We start from the raw sequence: 19,334 nt of genomic DNA on the forward strand, positions 1-19,334 counted from the left end.
TCCTGAACCACCCCACCTCCGGCTCCTCCCCGCAAGGGGGAGTAGAGCGCGGTTCAGGTCAGCGCCGGATGGCGCCCACGAGGTTGCCGACGCCGCCGAGGAAGTTGCCGACCTCGCCGAGGGAGGCGCCGCCCCCGCCTCCGCCCCCGCGCTGCGGCGGCGCCTGCTGCGGGGCCGGGCGGGCATAGGCCTCGTTGCGGGCCTCGCCGTGGACCGGCGCGGGGCGCGGCGGCCGCGGGGCGACGGTGCGGACCCGCTCGACGGGCTTGGCCGCGGCGAGCTTGCGGAAATCCTCCTCGCTCTGCTCCCAGAGCGCGGTCTGCTGCAGCTTCGACAGGAAGCCCGATTCCGGGATGCCGCGGGTCTTCTGCCAGTTGGTGATGGCCCGGCGCGTGCCCGGGCCGAACTTGCCCGTGGTGCCGCCGGGATCGAAGCCGAGCGCCTTGAGGCGCTGCTGAGCCTCGGTCCGGTCCTTCGGTGCGAGCTTCAGCGCGTCCTCGGTCGCGGCGCTGCCGGTCTCGGCCTTCAACTCGGCCTCGCTCACCGCCGTGCGGGCGGGGGCGCTCGGCGACGCGGCGGCGGCGCGGGCGATGCGGTTGCGGGCGATCTGGGCGAAGTAGCCGTTGGGATGGGCCTCGAGATAGGCCTTGTAGTCCTCCGTGGCGCCCGAGCGCTCGGCGGCCTCCCACAGCTTCATCTCCAGCGCCTGCGGGTTCGGCAGGGCGCCGGCGGCGACGCCGGGCACGGCCGAGGGCAGCGGGGCGCCGGGCGAATCGACCGCGGCGACCTTCACGGTCGGGGCGACCGGGTTGAGGTAGAACTCGCCGATGATCGAGGTGTTGACCCAGGGGCGCTGCTTCTCGTTGGTCGAGCGCCAGACGTCCTCGCGGACCCGGTCCATCACCGTGCTGATCGAGACGCCGGGCGTCTCCATGTGCTTCAGGAGCGCGGTGGTGAAGGGGCTGTTCTGGCCCGCCGCCCCGTCGAGCGCCGTCTTGCCCGGGTCGGTGGCGAAGGCGATCATCGTGCCCGCGGCCGCGTTGATCTGGATCTCGGAGAGGCCGGCCCCGACCGCGGCCGACCGCGTCTTGAGCGAGCGGGCGAGCTCCTTGGCGAAGGGGTTGTCGCGGCAGGCATCGAGCACCACCACGTTGACCCGGTCCTCGCGCTGCATCTGCCGCAGGACGAGGTTGATGTTCATGGTGCGGAAGTCGAGGTCGGCCTCGTTCTTCAGCACGGTGTCGGTGGGCAGGAGATAGTTCTCACCCGCCACCGCGACGCCGTGGCCGGCATAGTAGACGAAGGCCACCTTGGCGCCGTCGAGCTTGGCCGCGTACTCGCCGACGAGGCTGCGCATGCCGTCGAGCTTCAGGTCGTAGCCCTCGACGACCTCGAAGCCGATCCGCTTGAGCGCGGCGGCCATGGCTTTCGAATCGACCAGCGGATTGTCGAGGGTCGGCACGCTCTGATAGGCGCCGTTGCCGATCACCAGGGCGACGCGGCGCTCGGCCGCCGCCTCGCTGCCCGGCACGATCGCCACCACGAGCGCGAGGCCCGCCGTGGCGGAGAGGGTGAAGCGCGCCAGCGCGGCACGCGCACGAAACAGAGCCTGCCTCATGGTCCAGTAAGCCCCCCGTCGTTTTCCGCCAAGGCCGCCAGGCCCCGACGCGTTCATGCGACCATGTTTCGGCGAAAGCTGGGCGGTGTTCAATATCCGGACCGCAGCCGAGCCGGGGTTACGCGGCCGTTGCGCGGACCCGTTGCCGCGATGCCATCCCGGGCTCAGCTTGGCTGTGCCGAATCAAACATCCGCGGTGGCGCGGCGGCGCGATGCGCTCAGGCGAATCGGCGCGCCCCGGCGACGCAGGCGGCCACCAGCGCGGCGGCCAGCGGCATGCCCGGCTCGATCGCCTCGCCGAGGACGAGCGCCGCGAGGGCGAGCCCGAGGAAGGGCTGCAGGAGCTGGAGCTGGCCGATCGCCGCGATTCCGCCGGCCGCGAGGGCGCGGTACCAGAACACGAAGCCGATCAGCATGCTGAACAGCGAGACGTAGCCGAGGCCGAGGAGCGCGGAGGCGCCGGGCGGCGCGGCGGGCAGGCCGATGAGCAGGGCGACGGGGAGTGTCACGGGCAGCGCGAGCACGGTCGCCCAGGCGATCACCTGCCAGCCGCCGAGATGCCGGGCGAGCCGCCCGCCCGCCGCGTAGCCGAGCCCGCAGACCAGGATCGCGGCGAGCATCAATCCATCGCCGAGGGCCGAGCCCGGCCCGGCGCCGCGGGCGGCGTAGCCGGCGGTGACCAGGCTGCCGGCCCCCGAGAGCAGCCAGAAGGCCCGCGAGGGCCGCTCGCCCGCGAGCAGCGCCCCGAACAGGGCGGTGGTCAGCGGCAGCAGGCCGACGAACACGGTGGCATGGCCCGCCCCGACATGGCGCAGCGCCAGCGCCGTCAGCAGCGGGAAGCCGAAGACGACGCCGAGCACGACGAGGAACAGGAGGGCGAGGTCGCCCCGCCGCGGCAGGGGCTGGCGGAGGCAGACGAGCAGCAGCCCCGCCGCGAGCCCGGCGACGGCCGCCCGCACCAGGGTGAGCGGCACCGGCTCGAAGCCCGCGAGCGCGAGCCGTGTCGCCACCAGCGAGCCGGCGAAGATGGTGATGCCGATCAGCCCGTCGACGAGGGGGCGGAGCGGGGCGGTCCGGCGGAGGCCGGACTCGCCGACGGAGGCGGCGCGCATCGGCTCAGGCGAAGGGCAGGATCAGCGGCAGGGCGAGGCCGAGCCCCGCGGCGAAGACGATCGCGTCGTCCAGGCGGCGGGCGATCCAGCCGTTCCGGCCCGGCTTGGCCTCGACGGATTCCGGTCTGCGCATGGGATCTCTCCATCGGTTCGCGATCGTCTCGATGCGGCGCGTTCTCCCGCGATGCGAGCTTTTCCGACAGGGACGGTTGCAGTACGATTTCGACGAACTGTCCGGTACGAAGGCCGGTACGGTATGGTGAGGTATCAGCCATGGACCAGCCGCTTCCGGGGCACGTGACCCCCGATCCGGTCCTCACCCGGGTCGAGACGGTGATGGCGGTGATCGAGGCGCGCATCGCCGGCCGCCTGCTGGCGCCCGGCGCGCGGCTGCCCTCGGTGCGCGCCTTCGCCCTCGCGCAGGGCGTCTCGAAATCGACGGTGGTCGAGGCCTACGATCGGCTGGCCGCGCAGGGCGCCATCGTCTCGCGGCCGGGCTCGGGCTTCTACGTCGCCGGGCGCCCGGCCCCGTTCTGCCTCGCGGCCGCCGGGCCGAGCCTCGACCGGGCGGTTGACCCGCTCTGGATCAGCCGGCAGACCCTCGAATCCTATCCCGACGCCCTCAAGCCCGGCTGCGGCTGGCTGCCGCCGGACTGGATGCCGGAAGAGACCCTGTCGCGGGCGCTGCGCCGCGTCGCCCGCGAGGGCGGGCCGGCGCTCACCGCCTACGACCGGCCGATCGGGCTGACGCCGCTGCGCACGCATCTGGCCCGGCGCCTGACCGAGCGCGGCATCGACGCCCATCCGGACCAGATCGTGCTCACGGAATCGGCGACCCAGGCCGTCGATCTCGTGCTCCGCTTCCTCACCGGGCCCGGGGACACGGTGCTGGTGGACGATCCCTGCTACTTCAACTTCCACGCCCTGTTGCGGGCGCAGCGGGTGAAGGTGGTGGGCGTGCCCTTCGGGCCGCTGGGGCCGGACCTCGCCGTTCTCGAGACCACGCTCGCGACGCACCGGCCGCGCCTCTACCTGACGAATTCCGGCCTCCACAACCCGACCGGCGGCTCGCTCACCCCGGCCGTCGCCCACCGCGTGCTGCGCCTCGCCGAGCAGCACGGGACCCTGATCGTCGAGGACGACGTCTACGCCGATTTCGAGCTGGAGCCGGGGCCTCGGCTCGCCGGCTTCGACGGGCTGGAGCGGGTGATCCAGGTCGGCGGCTTCTCCAAGACCCTGTCCTCGGCCGCGCGCATCGGCTTCGTCGCCATGCGGCCGGACTGGGTCGACCAGTTCGTGGACCTGAAGGTGGCGGTGAGCCTCGGCGACCCGCACCTCGCCGCCAGCGTGGTGCTGCAGGCGCTCACCGAGGGCAGCTACCGCCACCACATGGACGCCGTGCGCGGGCGGCTCGCCGAGGCGCGGGGGCGGACGCTCACGCGCCTGCGCGCGGCGGGCCTCTCCGTTCCGCACACGCCGCCGGCCGGCATGTTCCTGTGGGCGCGCCTGCCGGACGGGCTCGACGCCGCCGAGATCTCGCGCCGGGCGCTCGCGGAGCGCGTGGTGCTCGCCCCCGGCAACGTGTTCAGCCTGAGCCAGGGCGCGGCGGGCTTCCTGCGCTTCAACGTGGCCCAATGCGCCGACCCGCGGGGCTTTGCCGCGCTGGAGCGGGCGATGGCCGGCGCCTGCGGCCCCGCGGCGGCCTGATCCGCCTGAGGCATTCGGCTTGGACCGATCGCCACGTGCTCGCTTCCGGACAGTTGCCGGCCGGCCACGCGGCCTCTACATCGGCGGTCCCCGCGGCCGATGCGCCTGAAGGTTTCGCGAGCCCGCTCGGGCCGGCATGGTAGCGGGGTCGGCAGTGACGGGGCGGCCCGGACCAGTTCTCTGGACCGTTCCTGTGAGACCCAGTGGGCCGGGCCGCTGCAGGAGTGTCGGAGGCGCGGGGAACAGGAACCGTGGATCCGGCGCATGGCCCACAACGATTGCCCTGCCCCGTTCCGGGACGGCAGCCCCCGCGGGTGTTGTCCCTTCGTTCACGCTCCCTGGTAAGGATGATGGCGGGGCCGGGAACGGCCCGCGTGCCACCGCGTTTCCTCGGGCCTGACGACCATGCGACGCCTCCTCACGGGCGGCATCAAGGCGATCCTGGCGATCGCCGCCCTCTCCACCGCAGCCCATTGGGCCCTCCGCGTGCAGCGGGAGCCCGCCCCCACCGTCGCACGGGCCCCGGCCCTGCCGGAGCCGACCACCACGGGCTCGATCGAGCCGCGCAAGGTCGAGCGACCGAGCGTGGCCGAGAGCCCGGCCCGCGGCCTCGACCAGCAGCATCTCGGCGCGCTCATCGCCAGCCATAGCGGCGCGGCCAAGGTGCAGAAGACGACCGCGAAGCAGCGCTGACCGGAGCCGACGCAGGTGAGACCTGCGCCGGGCCGCCTCGCCTGTGCCGTCAACCTCGGGTAGCGGGTGCGCGCGCCTTCGCCCGAGAGACCTTTCAGACGTGAGCCAGGCAGACGCCGAGACCGATACCCGCGCGGCCCGCAGCCGGCGGCTCCTCGGCATCGCGCTGATGTGCGGGGCGGTGGTCTCCTTCGCGAGCCTCGACGCCTGCGGCAAGACCCTGGCCCGGCTCGGCGTCGACCCGCTGGTGGCCACCTTCATGCGCTACGCGGTGAACGTGGCGCTGATCACCCTCGTGCTGAACCCGGTGCGCCGGCCGGAGGTGGTGAGGAGCCGGCGCCTGGGCCTGCAGGTGGTGCGCTCGCTCCTCCTGTTCGGCACCACCGCCCTCAACTTCCTGGCCCTGCGCTACTTGCAGATGGCCGAGACGGTCTCGATCCAGTTCGCGGCGCCGCTGGCCGTGGCGCTGCTGGCGGGGCCGCTCCTCGGCGAGCGCTCCTCGCGCGAGCGGCTCGCGGCCATCGCGGTGGGCTTCCTCGGGGTGCTGGTGATCGTGCGGCCGGGCGTCGGCGACGTGCATCCGGCCGTGCTGCTCAGCCTCGGCAACATGGCCTGCTACGCCTTCTACGTGATCCTCACGCGCAAGCTCGCGGCCTACGATTCCACCGCGACGACGATGTTCTATTCGGGCCTCGCCGGCCTCGCGGTGATGGCGCCGGCCATGCCCTGGCTCTGGACGACGCCGCAGAGCTGGCAGGTCTGGGCGCTGCTGATCGGGATCGGCTTGCTCGGCACCTTCGGGCACTGGCTCCTGATCCTCGCCCATGCCCGGGCCCCGGCGAGCGTGCTCGCGCCCTTCATCTACACGCAGCTGATCTGGTCGGTGACCCTGGGCTTCCTCGTCTTCGGCGACGTGCCGAGCGGCTGGACGCTCGCCGGCGCGCTCGTGGTGATCGGCTCCGGCCTCTACCTGCTCGCGCAGGAAGCCCGGCGCCGGCCGCGGGCCGGTCCGGCGTAGCCTCCGCGAGCCTGCCTCACTCCGCCCCGAGCGCCCCCCGGAACGCGCCGAGATTGGCCCGCATCAGGTCGAGATAGGTCGGCGCCGGGCCGTCCGGCGGGGAGAGCGAGTCGGAATAGACCTTGCCGCCGATCCGGGCGCCGCTCTCGCGGGCGATCTGCTGCATCAGGCGCGGGTCGGCGATGGTCTCCAGGAAGACGGCCGGGACCTTGTCGCGGCGGATCTGGCGGATGATCCGCGCCACGTCCCGGGGGCTCGCCTCGCTCGCCGTCGAGACGCCCTGCGGCGCGAGGAAGGCGAGGCCGTAGGCGGCGCTGAAATAGCCGAAGGAATCGTGCGTGGTGATGATGCGGCGGTGCTCCGTGGGGATCGCCGCGATGGTCTGGCGGATCTCGCCCTCCAGCCGGTCGAGGGCGGCCGTGTAGGCGGTCGCGTTGCGGGCATAATCCTCGGCATGGGCCGGGTCCGCCTTGGCGAGCCCATCGCGGATATTGGCGATGTAGGTCTTCACGTTCGCCACGCTCTGCCAGGCATGCGGGTCGATCTCGGAGGCGTGCTCCGCCCCGTGCGCGTGGCCGTCCTTCTCGCCGTGGTCGTGATCGTGCTCGGGATTGCCCGCGATGGTGCGCACCCCCGCCGAGGCCACGACCACCGGCGCCTTCGCCCCGGAGGCGCGGATCAGGCGGTCGATCCAGCCCTCGAAGCCGAGCCCGTTCACCACGATCACCTGGGCCTGGGCCAGGGCCCGCGAATCGGCCGGGGCCGGGCTGAAGCCGTGCGCGTCCGCGCCGGGCGCCACGAGGCTCGTCACGCTCACATGCGGGCCCCCGACCTGCCGCACGAGGTCGGCCAGGATCGAGAAGGTCGCCACCGCCCGAAGCGGCTCGGCGGCGGCCGCCGGCAGGGCGAGCCCGACGAGGATCAGCAGCGCGCCGATGCCGCCCGCCGCCCGGGACATCCAGAACCTCGCCCGCAAACCCGCCTCCCCGCTCGCATCGATCCGTCCGGCGTGGAGGTAGTGTAACAATGTTGCAGACACAAGCGGGATACAGCCCGCGCACATGACGGAGTTGTCATGCGCCGGACAGGACCGGGCCATGCGAGCGCGGCCATTCTGGCATCGCGCGCAGGACCCTCCGCAGGCCCCCTGGCGCACACGATTGGAGACCATCATGTCCCGACGCGTCATCTCGGGTGTCATCCTGGCGGGCGTGGCCGCCCTCTCGCTCGCGGGCGTCGCCGCGGCGCGCGACGAGCGGGCCGATCCGTTCGGCGCCCCGTTCGGCCCCAAGCGCTGGAGCCATTTCTCGAAGGAGGACCGGGCCGCCTTCGCCGATGCCCGCATCGCGGCCCTCCATGCGGGCCTGCGCCTGACCCCCGACCAGGAGAAGCTGTGGCCGCCGGTCGAGGGCGCGATCCGCGACCTCTCGCGCCTGCGCCAGGAGCAGCGCGAGGCGCGCCGCGAGCGCGGCCGCATGATCGACGACGCGCCGGCGGCTTTGCGCGCCATGGCGGATGCCGCGAGCGCCCGGGCGGACGCCCTGCGCAAGCTCGCCGACGCCTCGGGCCCGCTCTACGCCACCCTGGACCAGGACCAGAAGCGCCGCGCCATGATGCTGTCGCGCCCCATGCGCGGGCCGGGCTTCTGGCATCGCGGGCATGGCCGGCACGGCGGCCCGGACGAGGGCCCGCATGGAGGCCCCGGCGGCCCGCACTGACCCGCCTCCCTTGATCCGCGGGGGTCCCGGCGGTTAACCCCGCCCACCTCCGCGGATTCGGAAGACAGCCATGGCGCGCCTGAAGGGCGACACGATCCCGCTCCTCGCACGCCTCTGGCGCGAGTGGCTCTCGCCCCACCGAGCCACGCTTGGCGTGGTGCTGGTGCTGATCGCCGTGGTCGGCGCCGCCACCGGCCTCTACCCGGCCCTGATCAAGGCGGCCTTCGACGCCTTCGATCACAAGGACGAGGCGGCGCTCGCCTACGGGCCGGTCGTCGTCATCGTGGTCACCGCCGTGCGCGGCTTCGCCCTGCTCGGCCAGACCGTGCTGACGAACCGCGTCGTCACCCGCGTCGAGGCGGACATGCAGGCCGCCCTCTACGGCCACCTGATCGAGGCCGACCTCGCCCAGCTCGGCCGCGAGAGCCCGGCCGCCTTCACCCAGCGCTTCACCACCGATTTCGCCTTCATCAAGGAGGCGCTGACCCGCATCTCCACCGTGCTCCTGCGCGACGTGGCGATGCTGGTCGGGCTCGTGGCGGCGCTGATCTGGATGGATCCGGTGCTGACGCTGGTGGCTGCCGTCACCGTGCCCTTCGTGGCCGGGCCGATCGGGCGGATCGGCCGCAAGCTGCGGCGCGTCTCCACCACCACGCAGGAGCAGATGGGCGCGACCGCGAGCCTGATCTCGGAGAGCCTCACGGGCGTGCGCGTCGCCAAGACCTACGCCATGGAGGGCTACCTCAAGGAGCGCGCCCGGACCTCGCTCGACGAGGTGCGCCGCCTCAAGATGAAGGCGGCCAATGCCCGCGGCCGGCTCGACCCGCTGCTCGAGATCGGCGGCGGCCTCGCGGTCGCCGGCGTGCTGATGCTGGTGGGCAACCGGGTGATGTCGGGCGAGCGCACGGTCGGCGACTTCACCGGCTACGTGGCCGCCCTCCTGCTCGCCGCCCAGCCGGCCCGGGCGCTGGGCACCCTCAACGCGATCCTGCAGGAGGCGGCCGCCGCGCTCCACCGCTACTTCGACCTGATGGACGAGGCCCCGACCATCCGGGAGCGGCCGGACGCCGTGCCGCTCCGGGTCACGGCCGGCGCGATCCGCTTCGCGGACGTGCGCTTCCGCTACCGCGCCGACGCGCCGGCCCTCGAAGGGATCGACCTCGACGTGCCCGCCGGCACCACCACGGCGCTGGTCGGCCGCTCGGGCTCGGGCAAGTCGAGCCTGCTCAACCTCGTGCCGCGCCTCTACGACGTGACCGGCGGCGCCGTGTCCATCGACGGGCAGGACGTGCGCGCGGTGACGCTTGCCTCCCTGCGCGCCGCGGTCGCCGTGGTCTCGCAGGAGGTCACCCTGTTCGACGACACGGTCGCCGCCAATATCGGCTTCGGCCGGCCCGGCGCGACGCAGGCCGAGATCGAGGCGGCGGCGCGCGCGGCGGCGGCGCACGACTTCGTCGCCCGCCTGCCCGAGGGCTACGATTTCCGCGTCGGTCCCGCCGGGCAGCGCCTCTCGGGGGGTGAGCGTCAGCGCATCGCGCTGGCCCGCGCCTTCCTCAAGGACGCGCCGATCCTGCTCCTCGACGAGGCGACCTCGGCCCTCGACGCCGAGAGCGAGCGCCTCGTGCAGGAGGCGCTGACCCGGCTGATGCGCGGGCGCACCACCCTCGTCATCGCCCACCGCCTCTCCACCATCCGCGCCGCCGACCGGATCGTGGTGATGGAGGCCGGCCGCGTCGCCGAGATCGGCCGGCACGAGGATCTGCTCGCGGCCGACGGCACCTACGCCCACCTGCACCGCATCCAGCGCGACGAGCCCGGGATCCTGACGGGGGCCTGACCGGGTGCACGCCGTCTCCGGTCCGTGACGCGCGCCCGCGCCGGACCGGAATCCCCTTCGGCGGAGCGCGCCCTAAGATCCGTCCCGGACGTGCAGGGGACGGCGATGGCGGGTGAGGCTTTCGGACGGACGCGGGACGGCGAGCCGGTCACCCGCTACACCCTCGCCCGCGGCGCCCTGCGCCTGCAGGTGATCGATTACGGCGCGATCGTCACCCGTCTCGAGGTGCCGGACCGGGCGGGCCGCGCCGCCAACGTCGTGCTCGGCCTCGACGCGCTCCAGGGCTACGAGACGGTGAGCCCGCATTTCGGGGCCGTGGCGGGCCGCTTCGCCAACCGGATCGCGGGCGGGCGCTTCCCCCTCGACGGGCGCGTCGTGGCGCTGCCCGTCAACGACCCGCCGAACACGCTGCACGGCGGCCCCGAGGGCTTCGCCAAGCAGCTCTGGCGGGCGGAAGCGGTGGAGGAGACCCGCCTCGTCCTGGCCCGGCGCTCCTGCGACGGCGAGATGGGATTTCCCGGCAATCTCGACGTGAGCGTCACCTACAGCCTGCCCGAGGACGGCATGGTGCGGATCGACTACGCCGCCTGGACCGACCGGCCGACGGTGCTGAACCTCACGAACCACAGCTATTTCAACCTCGCCGGCGAGGGGGCGGGCGACGTGCTCGGCCACGAGGTCCGGCTCTTCGCCGACGCCTTCACGCCGACGGACGCGGTGCAGATCCCCACTGGCGAGATCCGGCCGGTCGCCGGCACGCCCTTCGACTTCCGCGAGGCCGTGCCGCTGGGCGCGCGAATCCGCGAGGCCGATCCGCAACTCGTGCGGGCCAAGGGCTACGACCACAATCTCGTGCTGCGGGGCGCGGCCGGGACGCTCCGGCCCGCCGCCGTCTGCCGCGACCCGGGCAGCGGGCGCGTCCTGGAGGTCGCGACCACGCAGCCGGGCCTGCAGCTCTATACCGGCAACACCCTCGACGGCACGCTCGTCGGCCCCTCGGGGCGGACCTACCGCTCGGGCGACGGGGTCTGCTTAGAGACGCAGGGCTTCCCCAACGCGCCGAACCGGCCGGATTTCCCCTCCGCCGTGCTGCGGCCGGACGAGCGTTTCGCCGCGGTGACGACCTGGCGCTTCAGCGCGGGCTGAAGCGCCAGGTCACTCCGCCGGGGGCCGCGCCGCCTCGCGGAAGGGATGGGCCGGATAGGTGCCGATGATCTTCAACTCGCGCGAGAAATAGGCGAGCTCGTCGAGCGCCCGGGCGAGCGCCGGGTCGTCCGGATGGCCGTCCACCTCGGCGTAGAACTGCGTCGCGGTGAACTGGCCCTCGACCATGTAGCTCTCGAGCTTCGACATGTTGATGCCGTTGGTCGCGAAGCCGCCGAGCGCCTTGTAGAGCGCGGCCGGGATGTTGCGCACCTTGAAGATGAAGCTCGTGACGAAGGGGCCGTCGGATTGCGGGGCCGGCTCGGCCTGGGGCGCGAACACCACGAAGCGGGTGGTGTTGTGGGCCTCGTCCTCCACGTCCCGGGCCAGGATGTCGAGGCCGTAGACGCCCGCCGCCATGGCCGGCGCCAGCGCGCCCCGGCTCGGATCGCCGCCCTCGGCCACTTCGCGGGCGGCGCCCGCCGTGTCGCTCGCCACCACGGCCCTGAGGCCCAGGCGCCGGATGATGCGGCGGCACTGGCCGAGCGCGTGGACGTGGCTGTGCACGCTGCGGAGATCCTCCACCTTGGTGCCGGGCAGCGCCATGAGCTGGAAGTGGATCGGCAGGAAGTGCTCGGCCACGATGTGCAGCGGCGAGGTCGGGATCAGGTGATGGATGTCGGCCACCCGCCCCGCGATCGAGTTCTCGATCGGGATCATGGCGCGCGCGGCCCGCCCCTCCGTCACCGCCGTGAGGGCGTCCTCGAAGGTCGGGCACGGCAGGTAGGTCCAGCCGGGAAAGGCCTCGGCGCAGATGATGTGCGAGTTGGCCCCGGGCTCGCCCTGGTAGGAGATCGTGGTGTTCATGGTCTTCTTTGGTCCGTCCGGCCCGTCCGCATTCCGGCCCATGGGGCCGGCGCGGTCGCGCGTGCTCCGTGCGCCTGCACGGCGATGTCAGGTGAGGGAGCGGCCGGCCATGACGGCGCGGGCGCGTTCGAGATCGGCGGGGGTGTCGACGCCGAGCGGCAGGTCGTCGACGACCACGGCGTCGATGCGCATGCCGGCCTCCAGCGCGCGCAGCTGCTCCAGCTTCTCGCGGGTCTCCAGCGTGCCCGGCGGCAGCGCCATGAAGCGGGCGAGCGCGGTCCGGCGATAGGCGTAGAGGCCGATATGGTGGAAGAGCGGGCCCTCGCCCCAGGGCGCGCGGGCCCGGGTGAAGTAGAGGGCGCGCAGGCGCCGCGGACCGACCGGGTGGCCGACGAGCTTGACCACGTTCGGGTCGTCCGCCTCCTCGGCCCGCGTGATCTCGGCGCAGAGGGTGGCGATGTCGACCGTCCGGTCGGCGAGCGGGGCCACCGCCGCGCCGATCGCGGCCGGGTCGATCGTCGGCAGGTCGCCCTGCACGTTGACCACCACGTCGTGGCGCCCGTCCGGATCGAGGCGCTCCAGCGCCTCGGCGAGGCGGTCGGAGCCGGAGGGGTGGTCGGCCCGGGTCATCACCGCGAGGCCGCCCGCCGCCACCACGGCCTGCGCGATGGCGTCGGTGTCGGTGGCGACCACGACCGGGCCGATGCCCGCCTCCACGGCCCGGCGCCAGACATGCACGATCATCGGCTCGCCCGCGATGTCGGCGAGCGGCTTGTTCGGCAGGCGCGTCGCGGCGAGGCGCGCGGGGATGAGGACGAGGGGATCGGACACGGGGCGGACACCGGCTTTGCGACGGCCGCGTGCCTTAACAGGCCCTCCCGGCCTTGTCATGGCGGGGGCTCGGCGCAGGTCTTGGCGCGGGGTTCTGCACAGGGGAAGGCGCGCGGGCGGCGCCGAACTGTGGAGGGATCCGATACGCGGATGCGACAGTTGTGCCCTGCAACCAAGGGACGGGGCGATCCGGCATTGTCAAGATCGCCCCGGAGCGGCTAAGGCACCCTCGAAATCTTCCAATGTCCGGTGCCCTGCCCGCGGCGCCCGTGGAGTTGAGAGAGCATGGATTTGTTCGAGCTGAACAAGGTGGCCGGCGCGGTTCTCGGCGCCCTGCTGTTCACGGCCGGATCCGGCTTCGTCGCCGAGCTGATCTACCATCCCAAGCCGGCGGGCAAGGCCGGCTACGAGCTGCCCGAGCCGGCGGCCGAGAGCGCCGGCGCCGCCCCGGCGGCCAAGGCCGAGCCGATCGCGGTGCGGCTCGCCAGCGCCAATGTCGAGAAGGGCCAGGGCGGCACCAAGGCCTGCCAGGCCTGCCACAGCTTCGAGAAGGGCGGCCCGAACAAGGTCGGCCCCGACCTGTGGGACGTGGTCGAGCGGGCGAAGGGCGGCCATGGCGGCTTCGACTACTCGGCCGGCATCAAGGAGAAGGGCGGCACCTGGACCTACGAGGATCTCGACCACTTCCTCGAGAGCCCGAAGGGCTTCATCAAGGGCACCAAGATGGCCTTCGCCGGCATCGCCGCGCCGCAGGACCGCGCCAACGTCATCGCCTACCTCCGCACCCTCTCCGACAGCCCGAAGCCGCTCCCGGCCGCCGAGGCCAAGGCTGGTGAGACAAAGGCTGGTGAGACAAAGGCTGGTGAGGCGAAGGCGGGCGAGGCCAAGCCTGCGGAAGCCAAGCCCGCGGAGACGAAGCCCGCGGAGACGAAGCCCGCCGACAAGCCGAGCGCGGACAAGCCCGCCGCAGGCAAGGCGTCCGAGGGCAAGGACAGCCCGGCCAAGCCCGCCGACACCAAGACCGACCAGCCCGTGACGGAGAAGGCGCCCGGCAGCCCGAAGCCGAACACGGCGACCGAGAACCGCAACGAGACCGCGCCGAAGCCCGCCCCCGAGAGCGGCGGCCCGTCCCCGAGCACCCCGGTCCAGGCCGATCCCGCCGCGCCGCCGGCCGCCCCCGCCAAGGAGGCTCCGGCCAAGGCCGACCCGGCCGCCGAGGAGAAGGCCAAGACCCTGGAGAACCAGGGCTCGGTCGGCGGCGAGCCCGCCAAGGAGCCCGCCAAGTAACGTCGCCCACGGGCGGATCTGCGAGACGGCCCCGGTCCGGATGGATCGGGGCCGTTTCCGTTTGGGGCGGGTCGGCGCCGGGTAGGCTGCCGAACGAACCGCGACGGGCCCCTCTCCCCGCGTGCGGGGAGAGGGGGAGCCCGCCCCATCCCGTCCGGCCCCGATGCTCAGTCAGCGGCGCCGCCGACGATCCCCGAGACGCGCGCGGAAAAGCCCTCGGCGAGTTCGAGCCAGAGGAAGCGGGACGGATCGACGGGGCCGGGCAGGCCGAGCCGCCCGGGCGGCACCGGCGCGAAGCCGAACCGGGCGTAGAAGGGCAGGTCGCCGACGAGGATCACCAGCCCCTCCCCCGCCGTGCGGGCCGCGTCGAGGGCGGCCTGCATCAGCGCGGAGCCGATGCCGCGGCCCTCGAAGCTCGGATCGACCGCGAGCGGGCCAAGCGCGAGGAAGGCGGGACCCTCCGCGCGCACCGCGTTCATCCGCACCGATCCGGCCAGGAAGCTGCCGACCGAGGCGGTGACGCTGAGATCGGGCCGGTGCGGGCCGCCCTCGCGCAGGCGGTAGGCGGTGCGGGCGTAGCGCCCCGGCCCGAAGGCGCGGGCGTGGAGCCGCGCCACGGCGGGACCGTCATCGGGGAGTTCGGGGCGGATGACGAGGGAGAGGGCGGGCACGGGGCGGGAGATCCCGGGGCGGAAGGCCGCTCGCGAAGCCCTCCGCCGGAGTGGGGGCCGGTTCGCGGGGAGCGCGCCGCGCAGGAGGCCCGGAGCGCAACCTGCTGCGACGCGATCGGCCGGGGCTCTAGCAGCGGTTGCGCCCTGCCGCAATCACGCACCGGGCGGCCGAGACTCCGCGACAGTCTAGGCCCCGTGGCTTTCAAGTCCGGGACCGGTGCTGCGGCGGGCGCGAGGCTATCACGGTGGGGAAGGCCGGGATGAACTCATCATAAAGGCTGATGGAATACCTGCTCCGCTCGTGCATCTTCCGCTGCGATGCGATACGCATCGGATGGGTGGAAAAGTCGGAGGGCCGCCGGTGCGGGCGCGGACGACCAAGGGGGGCGCAGGCCGTTTCGAGGGCCTGCGGGCCGTGCTCGATGCGTCGGGCGTAGTCGGAACCTGGGATTGGTGGCTCACCAGCGGCACGGTGATCTACGATGCCGGGGGCGCGGAATTCCTGGCGGGCGATGCCGAGCTCGCCGGGCGCGAGCTGCGCCGCCCGCAGGCGGTCGCCGCCATCCATCCCGACGACGTCGAGTGGGTGATCGGCGAGATGCAGCGCTCGGTGGCGTCGGGCGGCCTGCTGCTGGCCGAGTACCGCGTCGTGCATCCGGTGCGCGGCATCCGCTGGATCCTGAGCCGGGGGCGCGTGCATCGCGGCGAGTCCGGCCAGCCCCTGCGGGCCCACGGCATCCTCCTCGACATCACCGAGCACCGCGAGGACGGCCAGCGCTACTGCGCCCAGGCGCCGCTTCCCGAGGAGGGGGCGCTGGAGCGGATGGTGGGCTATTGCGCCGGCCTGCGCGCCGAGGCCGACCAGATCGGCTCCTCGAAGCTGCGCCTTCTGGTGGACATGCTCCTCCTCGAGGTCGGGCAGCAGATCGCCCGCCGCTCGCAGAACTGAGCCTGCGCGCCGCCCGGCGCGACGCCCTGCACCTTGGCGCGGGGGGGCGCGGCGTCCTAAGTACCCCGGTCACGGGTCGCCCCCGGCCCCCTCCCCTCGGACGGTCGCCGGAAGGCTGCCGCGCACGAACCGGAGATTGCTCAGACGTGATCGGACGCCTCCTCGCCGCCGCGCTCCTCCTCGGCGGCCTCAGCGCCACGGCGACAGCCCAGGAGCCCGCCGCCTCGGTAGCCATCGCCACGGGGGCCGGGACCGGCCAATGGGCCCACGCCGTCACCCTGATGGGCGCGCCGAAATACGGGGCCGACTTCAAGCATTTCGAGTACGCCAACCCCGACGCGCCCAAGGGCGGCCTCGTCCGCCTCGGGACGCAGGGAGGCTTCGACAACTTCAACATCGTCGTCGCGGGCCTGAAGGGCGATGTCGAGGGCGGCATCGCGCAGATCTACGACACGCTCACCGTCGAATCGCAGGACGAGCCCTTCACCTCCTACGGCCTGCTCGCGGAGGCGATCCGCGTCGCGCCCGATCTCGGCTCGGTCTCCTACCGCCTGCGCGAGGGCGCCCGCTGGCACGACGGCCGGCCGGTCACCCCCGAGGACGTGGTCTGGTCCTTCGAGGCGTTCAAGGCGAACAGCCCGCTCTACGCCGCCTACTACCAGAACGTCGCCAAGGCCGAGGCCACGGGGCCGCGCGAGGTGACCTTCACCTTCTCCGAGACCGGCAACCGCGAATTGCCGCAGATCGTCGGCCAGCTTCGCGTGCTGCCCAAGCACTGGTGGACGGGCAAGGATGCGAGCGGAAAGCCCCGCTCCGTCACCGAGACGTCGCTGGAGCCGCCGCTCGGCTCCGGCCCCTACCGGCTCGCCCGCTTCGAGGCGGGGCGCACCGCCACCTACGAGCGGGTGGCCGATTACTGGGGCAAGGACATCGCAGTGAATGCCGGCCGCTTCAACTTCGGCACCGTGCGCTTCGAGTATTTCCGCGATTCCTCCGTGCTGGTCGAGGCGCTGAAGGGCGACCTCTACGATTTCCGCGCCGAGAACGTCGCCCGCAACTGGGCGACCGCCTACGACGACTTCCCCGCCGTGAAGGACGGCCGCCTGATCAAGGAGGAGTTCCCCGACCGCGGCAACGGCATCATGCAGGCCTTCGTGTTCAACCTGCGCAAGCCGATGTTCCAGGACGAGCGCGTGCGCCGGGCCTTCAACCTCGCGATGAACTTCGAGGAGATGAACCGGGCGCTGTTCTACGGGCTCTACAAGCGCATCGATTCGTACTTCTTCGGCTCCGAGCTCGCCGCCTCCGGCCTGCCCGAGGGCGAGGAGCGCATGATCCTCGAGGGCGTGAAGGACAAGATCCCGGCCTCCGTCTTCACCGAGCCCTACAGGAACCCGGTCAACGACAGCACCGAGGCGGTGCGCGCCAACCTGCGCGAGGCGGTGCGGCTCCTGCGCGAGGCGGGCTACGAGCTGCGCGACGGGCGCATGGTCAACAAGGCCACCGGCCAGCCGCTCGCCGTCGAGATCCTCGAATCGCAGCCCGTCTTCGAGCGCGTGATCCTACCTTACGTCGCCTCGCTGAAGCTCATCGGCATCACGGCGACGCCCCGGATCATCGATCAGGCGCAGTACCAGAACCGCAAGCGCGCCTTCGACTTCGACATCGTCATCAATTCCTGGCCGGAATCGCTCTCGCCCGGCAACGAGCAGCGCGATTACTGGGGCTCGGCCGCGGCCGGTCGCCAGGGCTCGGGCAACGTCGCCGGCATCCAGGATCCGGGCATCGACGCGCTGATCGAGCGCGTCGTCTTCGCGCGTGACCGGCCCGGCCTCGTCTCGGCGACGCGGGCGCTCGACCGGGTGCTGCTCGCCCACAACTACGTGGTGCCGCAATGGGCCTCGAACGTCACGCGGACCCTGCGCTGGAACCGCTTCGCCCATCCCGCCGTGCTGCCGCGCTACGGCGGGCCCGGCTTCCCCACCACCTGGTGGTACGACGAGGCCGCCGCCGCCAAGACCGGGGCCCCGCGTTGAGGGGCCCGAGCCGCCGCCTCGTCCTCGGCGCCGGCGCGCTGGCGCTGCTGCCCCGGCCGCTCCGCGCCGAGGACGCCCTGCGCGAGAGCCACGGCCTGTCGAGCTTCGGCGAGCTGAAATACCCGGCGGATTTCCGCTTCTTCGACTACGTGAATCCGGAGGCGCCGAAGGGCGGGCGCTTCTCGTCCCAGATCAGCCAGACCTTCGGCAACCAGGCGGGCAACACCTTCAACACGCTCAACCCCTACGTCCTGCGCGGCGACGGGGCGGGCGGCATGAATCTGACCTTCGACAGCCTGATGGTGCGGGCCTACGACGAGCCGGACGCGCTCTACGGCCTCCTCGCCCGCTCGGTGGCGGTGAGTGGGGACGGGCTGACCTATACCTTCCGGCTGCGGCCGCAGGCCCGCTTCCACGACGGCACCCGGCTGACGGCGCGCGACGCCGCCTTCTCGCTGATCACCTTGCGCGACAAGGGACATCCCGAGATCTCGCAGGTGATCCGCGACATGGTCGATGCGATGGCGGAAGGCGACGACACCCTGGTCGTGCGCTTCCGCGAAGGCCGCGCCCGCGACCTGCCGCTCATCGTGGCCCAGCTACCGGTCTTCTCCGCCGCCTACTGGAAGACGCGCGACTTCGAGGCCTCGACCTTGGAGCCGCCCCTCGGCTCAGGCCCCTACCGCGTCGCCCGCGTCGATACCGGCCGCTCGATCAGCTTCGAGCGGGTGTCCGATTACTGGGCCGCCGACCTGCCCGTGACGGTGGGGCACAACAATTTCGACGAGGTCCGCGTCGAGTATTTCCGCGACCGCAACGTCGCGATGGAGGCGTTCAAGGGCCGCGCCTACACCTTCCGCGAGGAGTTCACCGCCCGGGTCTGGGCCAACGGCTACGATTTCCCCGCGGTGGCGGAGGGGCGCGTCCAGCGCTTCACGGTGCCGGATGCGAGGCCGTCGGGCACGCAAGGCTGGTGGCTCAACACCCGCCGCCCGCAATTCCGCGACCCGAAGGTCCGCGAGGCGGTGAACCTCTGCTTCGATTTCGCTTGGACCAACAAGAACCTGATGTTCGGCGCCTATACGCGCACGGCCTCGTTCTTCGAGAACTCGGACCTTAAGGCCGAGGGGGCGCCGAGCCCGGCCGAGATGGCGCTCCTCGAGCCTTTGCGCGAAAAGCTGCCCGCCGAGGTGTTCGGCGAGCCCTGGAGCCCGCCGGTCTCGGACGGCTCCGGCCAGGACCGGGTGCTGCTGCGCCGAGCCGACGCGCTGCTCCGCGAGGCCGGCTGTACTCGTGCCGGGGGCGGCCTGCGGCTGCCGGACGGCAGGCCCTTAGAGATCGAGTTCCTCGATTTCGACCCGACCCTTGAGCCGCACATCCAGGCCTTCATCCGCAATCTCGGGCTGGTCGGCATCCGCGCGTCGATCCGCAACGTGGACGCGTCGCAGTACCAAGCGCGCGTCAACGACTTCGACTACGACGTGATCTCCCGCCGCTTCGCCTTCGGGCCGACGCCGGGGGCGGAGCTGCGCCAATCCTACGGATCGGCCGCCGCCGCGGTGAAGGGCTCGGCCAACCTCTCCGGCATCAGCGACCCGGCGGCGGACGCCCTCCTCGACAAGGTGGCCGACGCCACCTCCCGAGAAGACCTGCGCGCCGCCTGCAAGGCCCTCGACCGCGTGCTGCGTGCCGGCCGCTACTGGGTGCCGATGTGGTATTCGGGCAGCCACCGCCTCGCGGTCTGGGACATGTTCGGCCGCCCGGCCAAGGGGCCGACCTACGATCTCGGCGCACCCGAGATCTGGTGGTTCGACGCCGAGCGCGCCCGGCGCAGCGGCGGGTAGGAG

The 19,334-nt window shown here is 72.7% G+C and carries 17 protein-coding genes; 10 read left to right on the plus strand and 7 right to left on the minus strand.

Annotated features, from left to right (window positions below; translation table 11 throughout):
• Positions 1-58 precede the first annotated feature (58 nt).
• The 3 genes from MTDSW087_RS02345 to MTDSW087_RS31165 form a co-directional block, all read right to left on the minus strand.
• Positions 59-1,618 carry a caspase family protein gene (locus tag MTDSW087_RS02345; RefSeq protein ID WP_186383709.1) on the minus strand — a complete coding sequence of 520 codons (1,560 nt, stop codon included), beginning with the start codon at positions 1,616-1,618 and terminating at the stop codon, positions 59-61.
• A 218-nt stretch (positions 1,619-1,836) separates the two neighbouring features.
• Positions 1,837-2,730, minus strand: coding sequence for a DMT family transporter (locus tag MTDSW087_RS02350; RefSeq protein ID WP_144759653.1), 894 nt, complete (start codon positions 2,728-2,730; stop codon positions 1,837-1,839).
• Between the two features lie 4 nt (positions 2,731-2,734).
• The gene (locus MTDSW087_RS31165) at positions 2,735-2,863 is read right to left on the minus strand and encodes a hypothetical protein (protein ID WP_280525247.1); all 129 of its coding nucleotides are present in this window, start codon (positions 2,861-2,863) and stop codon (positions 2,735-2,737) included.
• A gap of 140 nt (positions 2,864-3,003) precedes the next feature.
• On the opposite strand from MTDSW087_RS31165, the gene MTDSW087_RS02355 reads away from it, so the two are divergent.
• From MTDSW087_RS02355 to MTDSW087_RS02365, 3 genes are all read left to right on the plus strand, one after another.
• On the plus strand, positions 3,004-4,437 hold the full coding sequence (locus tag MTDSW087_RS02355) for an aminotransferase-like domain-containing protein (protein ID WP_144759655.1): 1,434 nt from the start codon (positions 3,004-3,006) through the stop codon (positions 4,435-4,437).
• Positions 4,438-4,842: 405 nt separating this feature from the next.
• On the plus strand, positions 4,843-5,130 hold the full coding sequence (locus tag MTDSW087_RS02360) for a hypothetical protein (protein ID WP_144759657.1): 288 nt from the start codon (positions 4,843-4,845) through the stop codon (positions 5,128-5,130).
• 100 nt (positions 5,131-5,230) lie between these two features.
• Positions 5,231-6,148, plus strand: coding sequence for a DMT family transporter (locus MTDSW087_RS02365; protein ID WP_238179147.1), 918 nt, complete (start codon positions 5,231-5,233; stop codon positions 6,146-6,148).
• 16 nt (positions 6,149-6,164) lie between these two features.
• Here the strand turns inward: MTDSW087_RS02365 and MTDSW087_RS02370 are convergent, their stop codons facing one another.
• Positions 6,165-7,106 carry a metal ABC transporter substrate-binding protein gene (locus MTDSW087_RS02370; protein ID WP_144759660.1) on the minus strand — a complete coding sequence of 314 codons (942 nt, stop codon included), beginning with the start codon at positions 7,104-7,106 and terminating at the stop codon, positions 6,165-6,167.
• A gap of 214 nt (positions 7,107-7,320) precedes the next feature.
• On the opposite strand from MTDSW087_RS02370, the gene MTDSW087_RS02375 reads away from it, so the two are divergent.
• The 3 genes from MTDSW087_RS02375 (at position 7,321) to MTDSW087_RS02385 (ending at position 10,849) form a co-directional block, all read left to right on the plus strand.
• Positions 7,321-7,866 (plus strand): Spy/CpxP family protein refolding chaperone, encoded by a 546-nt coding sequence (locus tag MTDSW087_RS02375; RefSeq protein ID WP_144759663.1) that lies wholly within the window; start codon positions 7,321-7,323, stop codon positions 7,864-7,866.
• 70 nt (positions 7,867-7,936) lie between these two features.
• Entirely contained in the window at positions 7,937-9,703 is a 1,767-nt protein-coding gene (locus MTDSW087_RS02380) for an ABC transporter ATP-binding protein (protein WP_144759665.1), read from the plus strand.
• Between the two features lie 105 nt (positions 9,704-9,808).
• Positions 9,809-10,849 carry an aldose epimerase family protein gene (locus MTDSW087_RS02385; RefSeq protein WP_144759668.1) on the plus strand — a complete coding sequence of 347 codons (1,041 nt, stop codon included), beginning with the start codon at positions 9,809-9,811 and terminating at the stop codon, positions 10,847-10,849.
• 9 nt (positions 10,850-10,858) lie between these two features.
• Here MTDSW087_RS02385 and MTDSW087_RS02390 read toward each other — a convergent pair whose 3' ends face one another.
• On the minus strand, positions 10,859-11,713 hold the full coding sequence (locus MTDSW087_RS02390; protein WP_144759671.1) for a prephenate dehydratase: 855 nt from the start codon (positions 11,711-11,713) through the stop codon (positions 10,859-10,861).
• An 87-nt stretch (positions 11,714-11,800) separates the two neighbouring features.
• Positions 11,801-12,544 (minus strand): 3-deoxy-manno-octulosonate cytidylyltransferase, encoded by a 744-nt coding sequence (locus tag MTDSW087_RS02395; RefSeq protein ID WP_144759674.1) that lies wholly within the window; start codon positions 12,542-12,544, stop codon positions 11,801-11,803.
• Positions 12,545-12,829: 285 nt separating this feature from the next.
• Between MTDSW087_RS02395 and MTDSW087_RS02400 the strand changes: the two genes are divergently transcribed.
• Positions 12,830-13,831, plus strand: a complete 1,002-nt coding sequence (locus MTDSW087_RS02400; protein WP_144759677.1) for a c-type cytochrome — start codon at positions 12,830-12,832, stop codon at positions 13,829-13,831.
• A gap of 167 nt (positions 13,832-13,998) precedes the next feature.
• On the opposite strand, the gene MTDSW087_RS02405 is transcribed toward MTDSW087_RS02400, so the two are convergent.
• On the minus strand, positions 13,999-14,502 hold the full coding sequence (locus MTDSW087_RS02405) for a GNAT family N-acetyltransferase (protein WP_144759680.1): 504 nt from the start codon (positions 14,500-14,502) through the stop codon (positions 13,999-14,001).
• Positions 14,503-14,863: 361 nt separating this feature from the next.
• On the opposite strand from MTDSW087_RS02405, the gene MTDSW087_RS02410 reads away from it, so the two are divergent.
• The 3 genes from MTDSW087_RS02410 to MTDSW087_RS02420 all read left to right on the plus strand — a co-directional run bounded on the left by MTDSW087_RS02410 (position 14,864) and on the right by MTDSW087_RS02420 (position 19,331).
• Entirely contained in the window at positions 14,864-15,451 is a 588-nt protein-coding gene (locus MTDSW087_RS02410) for a PAS domain-containing protein (RefSeq protein ID WP_186383710.1), read from the plus strand.
• A 146-nt stretch (positions 15,452-15,597) separates the two neighbouring features.
• Positions 15,598-17,487, plus strand: a complete 1,890-nt coding sequence (locus MTDSW087_RS02415; RefSeq protein WP_186383711.1) for an extracellular solute-binding protein — start codon at positions 15,598-15,600, stop codon at positions 17,485-17,487.
• The gene (locus MTDSW087_RS02420) at positions 17,484-19,331 is read left to right on the plus strand and encodes an extracellular solute-binding protein (protein ID WP_144759686.1); all 1,848 of its coding nucleotides are present in this window, start codon (positions 17,484-17,486) and stop codon (positions 19,329-19,331) included. Before MTDSW087_RS02415 ends, MTDSW087_RS02420 begins: the two co-directional genes overlap by 4 nt.
• Positions 19,332-19,334 lie beyond the last annotated feature (3 nt).

This window comes from Methylobacterium dankookense (assembly GCF_902141855.1).
GTDB lineage: Bacteria > Pseudomonadota > Alphaproteobacteria > Rhizobiales > Beijerinckiaceae > Methylobacterium > Methylobacterium dankookense.